Here is a 6,163-nt window from a genome sequence, read left to right on the forward strand (position 1 = left end):
CCGNNCCCTCCCGCCCCCGCGGTGCGGGCGGTCGGCGCGGTGTTCGCGCGGGCACTTGCCCCTCCCCCGACGAATCGTCAAGTCGACATTCCGTCAACCATTTTCCGATTGTGGCCGGTTGCCTTCGTCGTTTACTTCCAAGATCCCCATCAAGGGTTTTTGTTCACTCGACTGAAACGGCAGCGTTCACCTTCAGACGCTTAACGTCCACGCCATGAATCGGATTTCACCCCGTGTGCTCGTCTCCGCCACCGCCCTGGCCACGGCCCTGGCGACCGTGCTCCCGCTCACCGGTGCCCTCCCCTCCGCTCCCGCGGCGGCCGCCGTCTCGCTGACCTGCGGCTCCGGCGGGGCCACGTACACCCTGGACTCGGCGGGCAAACTCAACAGAGCCGACATGCCGGACCCGGCGACCGGCAACGCGCTGCCCGCCGGCACCACCATCGACACCACCTGGACCGGCTACGGCCACATGTTCGCCGGCCCCAGCGCCACCTTCTACGGCATCAAGTCGGACGGGCTGTACTACAGCCACCGGGTCAGCTCCAGCAGCACCTGGGACGTCCACCACCGGAAGATCAGCCCCAGCTTCACCGCCTTCACGGCCGCCGACCGCAAGGACGACATCACCATCGACCGCGGCGGCTACATCTGGACGCTCTCCGGTGCCACCAACGACCTGCGCTGGTACCGCTACGACGCGGCCGCCGACCAGTTCGTCCAGGGCAGCGGCAAGATCGTCGACAAGGGCTGGAACTACGACGCGATCTACGCGGCCGACCGCGGCGTCATCTACGGCCGCGACGCCACCGACGGCAAGCTCTACCGCTCGCGCTACGACTACACCAGCCAGCGCTGGATCGAACGCCACGTGCCGGAGTCCTTCGCCGACTGGAGCGACACCAAGTTCATGCCGTCGTACGGCGGCGACACCCTGTTCCGCGTCAAGGGCAGCGGCGCGGTCGCGTACTACCGCTTCGACGAGGACGTCCGCGACTGGACCGTCTACAACAAGCAGGTGGAGGCGTCCGGCTGGGCGGGCTTCGTCTCGGTCTCCGCGGGCCCCGACATCTGCCGGCTCAACGTCAACCACACCCCCGCGGCGACCCCGGTGCCGCTGGAGTCGTACACCCCCAACTCCGTCATGCAGGCGTCCGACGGCAAGCTGGAGTTCGCCTACACCGACAACATCGGCCGCCTGGTCCACGGCCGCACCGACCCCGCCGACATCAACGGCGCCCAGTGGACGGTGATCTCCGAGCAGGAGGCGTTCGCCGGCCGGCCCTCGCTGTCCGAGCACACCGACGGCCGCGTCGTCGTCACCGCCCACAACACCTCCGGCAGCGTCTGGCAGCGCAACCAGACCGCCAAGGGCGCCGCCGGCTGGGGCGGCTGGATCGACCTGGCGGGCGCCATGCCGCACCACCCCGTCACCGGCAAGACCCCCACCGGGCTGATGACCCAGTTCGCCCTCGACGCCAACGGCAGGCCCTGGTACCGCATCCAGCAGCGCGCCAACGTCGACTTCATGGGCTGGTCGCAGCTCTCCGGCAGCGGCTTCACCGGCCCCCTCACCGCCGTCACCGTGCGCGACGGCATCCAGCTGTTCGGCAGGAAGGCCGACGGCACCCTCGCCACCGCGCTGTTCAAGGAGGGCGGCACCCTCTCGGCGTGGGCGTCCCTCGGCGCCCAGACCGTCGCCGGCACGCCGTCCGTCGTCATCTACCCGGGCTACCGCATGCGCGTCTTCGCCACGGACGCCGACGGCAACGTGGTCACCACCGGCCAGTCCGTCGAGGGCGGCGCGTACGAGGCGTGGGAGACCGTCGCCGGGGTCACCGCGCAGGGCTCCCCCAGCGCCGTCATCTCCCCGCTGACCGGCCTCACCGAGATCGTCGTCCGCGGTACCGACGGCTACGTCCACAACACCGGCGAGACCACCCAGGGCAGCGCCGTCTGGCGCACCTGGCAGCAGGTGGGGTACGAGACCTCGGCCACCGAGCCGACCGCCTTCACCTACACCAGCCCCACCGGCCCGACCTGGGCCTACACCTTCCGCACCGCCGACAACCAGACCCGCATCTACCAGGTCCAGCAGACGTCCGCGCTCAGCGTGACGCGCACCCGCGCCGACGCGCCGAGCTTCCGGGGCGGCAGGCTGCCCGCCCCGCCCGCCGAGTGACCTGACGACCCCCGAGGGAGCCCGGCGGCACCGCCGCCGGGCNCCCNCNGNNNGGNANGTGNTCCCGNTCCCCTCCTCCCGCCCTCCCGGCACGGAGCGGGACGGGGACGGCCGGCCTTCTCCCCACGGCCAGGTCCCCACCGGACCGGAAAGGTCTGCACACCGTGCCCCGACCACGTCCGCGCGGCCTCGGCGCCGCGCTCCTCGCCCTGACCCTGCTCCTCCTCGGGGTCGCCGCCCCGCCCGCAGCCGCGAGCGGCACGCAGCCGTCGACCGACGGCCTCATCGGGACCGAGCAGGTCCTCTTCCGCTCCGGGACCGCCGGATACGGCTGCTTCCGCATCCCCACGATCATCCGCACGAAGGCGGGGACGCTGCTCGCCTTCGCCGAGGCCCGCCGCTCGCCCTCCTGCGCCGACCGGGGCGCGATCGACACCGTCGTCCGCCGCTCCACCAACGGCGGCCGCACCTGGAGCCCCATCCGCGTGGTGCTCGCCGGCAGCGACACCGACCCGGAGGCGCCCTACACGCGCGGCAACCCCTCCCCCGTGGCCGACCTGCGCACCGGCGACGTCCACCTGCTCTCCACGTCGGAACCGGCCCAGCCGGGCGGCAAGAGGCTGCCGCACGTCCAGCGCAGCACGGACGACGGGCTGACCTTCGGCGCGCCGAAGCCGCTGCCCCGCCTGTCCGGCCTCCAGGACGGCTGGTTCGGCACCGGCCCGGCGCACGGCATCCAGCTGAAGCGCGGCGACAAGGCGGGCCGGCTGGTGGTGGGGGCGTACGAGTCCCCCTCGCGGCCCGGCCAGGACCCCCAGCTCGTCGGGGTGCTCTACAGCGACGACGGGAACGAGTGGTTCGCGAGCACCACGGCCGACTCCTTCGGCCCCGGGCTGATGCCGGGCGAGCCGACCGTCGCCGAACTCGACAACGGGCACGTCTACATCAACGCCCGCAACAACAGCGGCACCTCCTCCGGCCACCGCACCCACGCCGTCAGCACCGACTCGGGCACGACCGTGCCCGCGCAGCAGGTGGTGCCCTCGCTCACCGTGCCCCAGGTGCAGGCGTCGGTCCTGGCGCTGGAGCGGACCTACCGCGCCACGCCCGGCGACACGCTGATCCTCTCGGCGCCCTCCCACCCGACCGACCGCCAGGACATGAGGATCCGCTACTCCACGGACCGCGGCACCACCTGGCGCGACGCCGCGCAGATCAATGCCAAGCGGGCGGGCTACTCGGACCTGGTGGAACTGACCGACGGCGAGATCGGCCTGGTCTACGAGGGCGGCGACGGCTTCTCCGCGGCCCACGTCTACTTCAACCGCTTCACCCCGGCGGCGGCCGGAGTGCCGGGCACCTTCACCGGAAAGGTGCACCCGCAGCCCTCCCCGGCGGCGGGCCGCACCACCCCCGACGCCACCGCGAACGCCAACGACGCCTACCTCGGCGGTGGCGCGGCGCTCGGCGCGGGCCGCTGGGGCCAGGGCCTGGCCCTCGACACCGCCGGCGAGCACGCCGACGTGCCGTACACGCCGGAGACCGACCCGGGCGACGGCGACTTCACCTACTCGCTGTTCTTCCGGTACCAGGCGCAGTCCGGCGACACCCGGCAGCGGGTGCTGATGTGGGCCTACGGGTACGGCGCGACGGAGCCGCAGGTGTGGGTGCGGGCCCAGCCCGGCCAGGACCGGCTCTACGCCCGGGTGCACGGCGCGGGCGGCATGGCCTCCGCCGCCCTGGCCGACCCGGGCGCGTCGACCGCCTTCGGCGACGGCGCCTGGCACCACCTGACCCTGGTGCGCAGCGGCGACCGGATCACGCTCTCGGTGGACGGCACGTCCTCGGCGCAGGCCACCGGGGTGGCGGGGCCGGTCGCCCCCGACCGCGCCGCCGGTGTCGACGGCATCCGGCTCGGGGCCCTGCCCGGCACCACGGCCAGCGAGGTCCTCGGCGGCGACCTGGACGAGTTCCGCATGTACCGGGGGGCGCTCACGGACGCCCAGCTCGGCGAGTTGCGCGCGTCCAACGCGGCCCCCGCCGCGGACGGTTCGCTCGCCGTGCGGCTGCCGTTCCAGGTGGTCGACACCGCCGACGTACCCGCGCTGTCCCCGGTCGCGATCGAGGACGACGTCTCGGGCCACTGCGCGGACGGCACCCTGCTGGGCGGGCTGCCGGGCGAGGTGGCCGGCCGGATCGGCAGGGGCGCCGTGTCGGTCTCGGCCTCGCGGCCCGGTGTCGAGGTGCCGTACCTGCCGGCCCTCGACGTGGGCTCCGGCGACTTCACGTACACCCTGTGGTTCCGGCACACCCTGACCAGCACCGACGCCAACGCCGCCCTGCTGTGGGCGTACGGGTCGGTCTCGGGGGAGCCCTCGCTGTGGGTGCGGGCGCAGCCCTCCCAGCGGCGGCTGCTCGCCTGGGCCGAGACGCCCGCGGGCCCGGTGCAGGTGGCGCTCGGGGACACCGGCTCGTCGGCCGCCTTCGGCGACGGCGCCTGGCACCTGCTGGCCCTCACCCGGAGCGGGAACACGCTGCGGCTGAGCGTCGACGGGACCGCGTCCGCCGAGGCGACCGGCCTGTCCGGCGCACTCACCTCCGCCGGGACGCCGGAGGGCCTGCGGGTGGGCTCCAAGCCGGGCAACTTCGACGTGCTCACCGGCGCCCTGGACGACGTCCGGCTCTACGGGCGCGCGCTCACGGCGGCCGAGCTGACGAAGGTCGCGCAGTCCGCCGTCGGCTCCGGGGGCGGCTACCCGGCCGACCGGCCCGCCCTGTGGTGGTCCATGGAGAGCGGCCACACCGAGGTCCACCAGGTGGTCAGGCCCGCCGCGGGCCCGGCGACGCCGGACTCGTCGGTGCACTGCAACCACTCGTTCGTACGGGGCGGGGCCCGGCCCACGGCCCTGGCCGGCGGCGGCAGGTTCGGCGCAGGCCTCCCCCTGGACGGCGCGGACGACTCGGTGGAACTGCCGTACGGCGCGGACGAGGCCCTGGGCTCCGGTGACTTCACCGTGGCGACCTGGCTCCGCTACACGGCCGGCCAGACCAGCGCCGACCAGGTGGTCTTCTGGGCGTACGGCTTCGGCGCCTCCGAACGGCAGGTGTGGCTGCGGGCCCAGCCGGGCCAGGACCGGCTGACCGCCCACCTCCAGACCGACACGGCCACCACCACCGTCCACACCGTCGACGGCAGCGCGGCCCACGCCTTCGGCGACGGCGCCTGGCACCACGTGGTGCTCCAGCGCTCGGGCGGGAGGCTGAGCCTGTCGGTGGACGGCGGCACGCCCGGCGAGGCCGCGGCCCCGGCCGGTTCGGTGACCCACCAGGACGGTTTCGCCGTGCTCGGGCTCCACCTGGGGGCCAGGCCGGACGGCGCCAACCGGCTGAAGGGGTCGCTGGACGAGTTCCGCCTGGTGCGGCGGGCGCTGACGGCGGAGGAACTGACCGCCCTGCGCACGTCCAACGCGGACACCGGGACGGCCACCACCGTCCGGCTCCCGTTCGAGACGCTGTCGCCCCAGCCGTACGCCCGGATGTGAGACGGGCCGGCCGGGCCCGTACGGCACGTGCGCGGCCCCGCCGCCGACCGGGTGGAGCGACCCGGCCGGCGGCGGGGCGCCGGCTTGGGCCCTCACCGGATCCGCCCGGCCCCACCGTCTTCCGGTCTCGCCGCCCTCCGGCCCCACCGTCTTCCGGTCTCGTCGCCCTCCGGCCCCACCGTCTTCCGGTCTCGCCGCCCTCCGGCCCCACCGTCTTCCGGTCTCGTCGCCCTCCGGCCCCACCGTCTTCCGGTCTCGTCGCCCTCCGGCCCCACCGTCTTCCGGTCTCGTCGCCCTCCGGCCCCACCGTCTTCCGGTCTCGTCGGACGGGCGGGCCGCGACCGCCGCGGACGGAACGGGCGGCGCGGACGGCAGGGGNCGCACGGGCCGGTGCGGTCGGGGCGGGCGGTGCGGTAGGCGCAGGTCACATGTACATGTC

Annotated in this window: 2 protein-coding genes; both read left to right on the forward strand. The window is 74.3% G+C overall.

Annotation, left to right across the window (positions count from 1 at the left end; genetic code table 11):
• The first annotated feature begins 214 nt into the window (after positions 1–214).
• On the forward strand, positions 215–2,182 hold the full coding sequence (locus tag MW084_RS01495; RefSeq protein WP_078571464.1) for a DUF8189 domain-containing protein: 1,968 nt from the start codon (positions 215–217) through the stop codon (positions 2,180–2,182).
• A 164-nt stretch (positions 2,183–2,346) separates the two neighbouring features.
• Positions 2,347–5,724, forward strand: coding sequence for a sialidase family protein (locus MW084_RS01500; protein ID WP_010469324.1), 3,378 nt, complete (start codon positions 2,347–2,349; stop codon positions 5,722–5,724).
• Positions 5,725–6,163: the final 439 nt, after the last annotated feature.

It is taken from the genome of Streptomyces sudanensis (assembly GCF_023614315.1).
Classification (GTDB): domain Bacteria; phylum Actinomycetota; class Actinomycetes; order Streptomycetales; family Streptomycetaceae; genus Streptomyces; species Streptomyces sudanensis.

Excerpts from the sequence above, each read along its gene's own strand:
- MW084_RS01495 (WP_078571464.1), top strand. The coding sequence starts at position 215 with ATGAATCGGATTTCACCCCGTGTGCTCGTCTCCGCCACCGCCCTGGCC.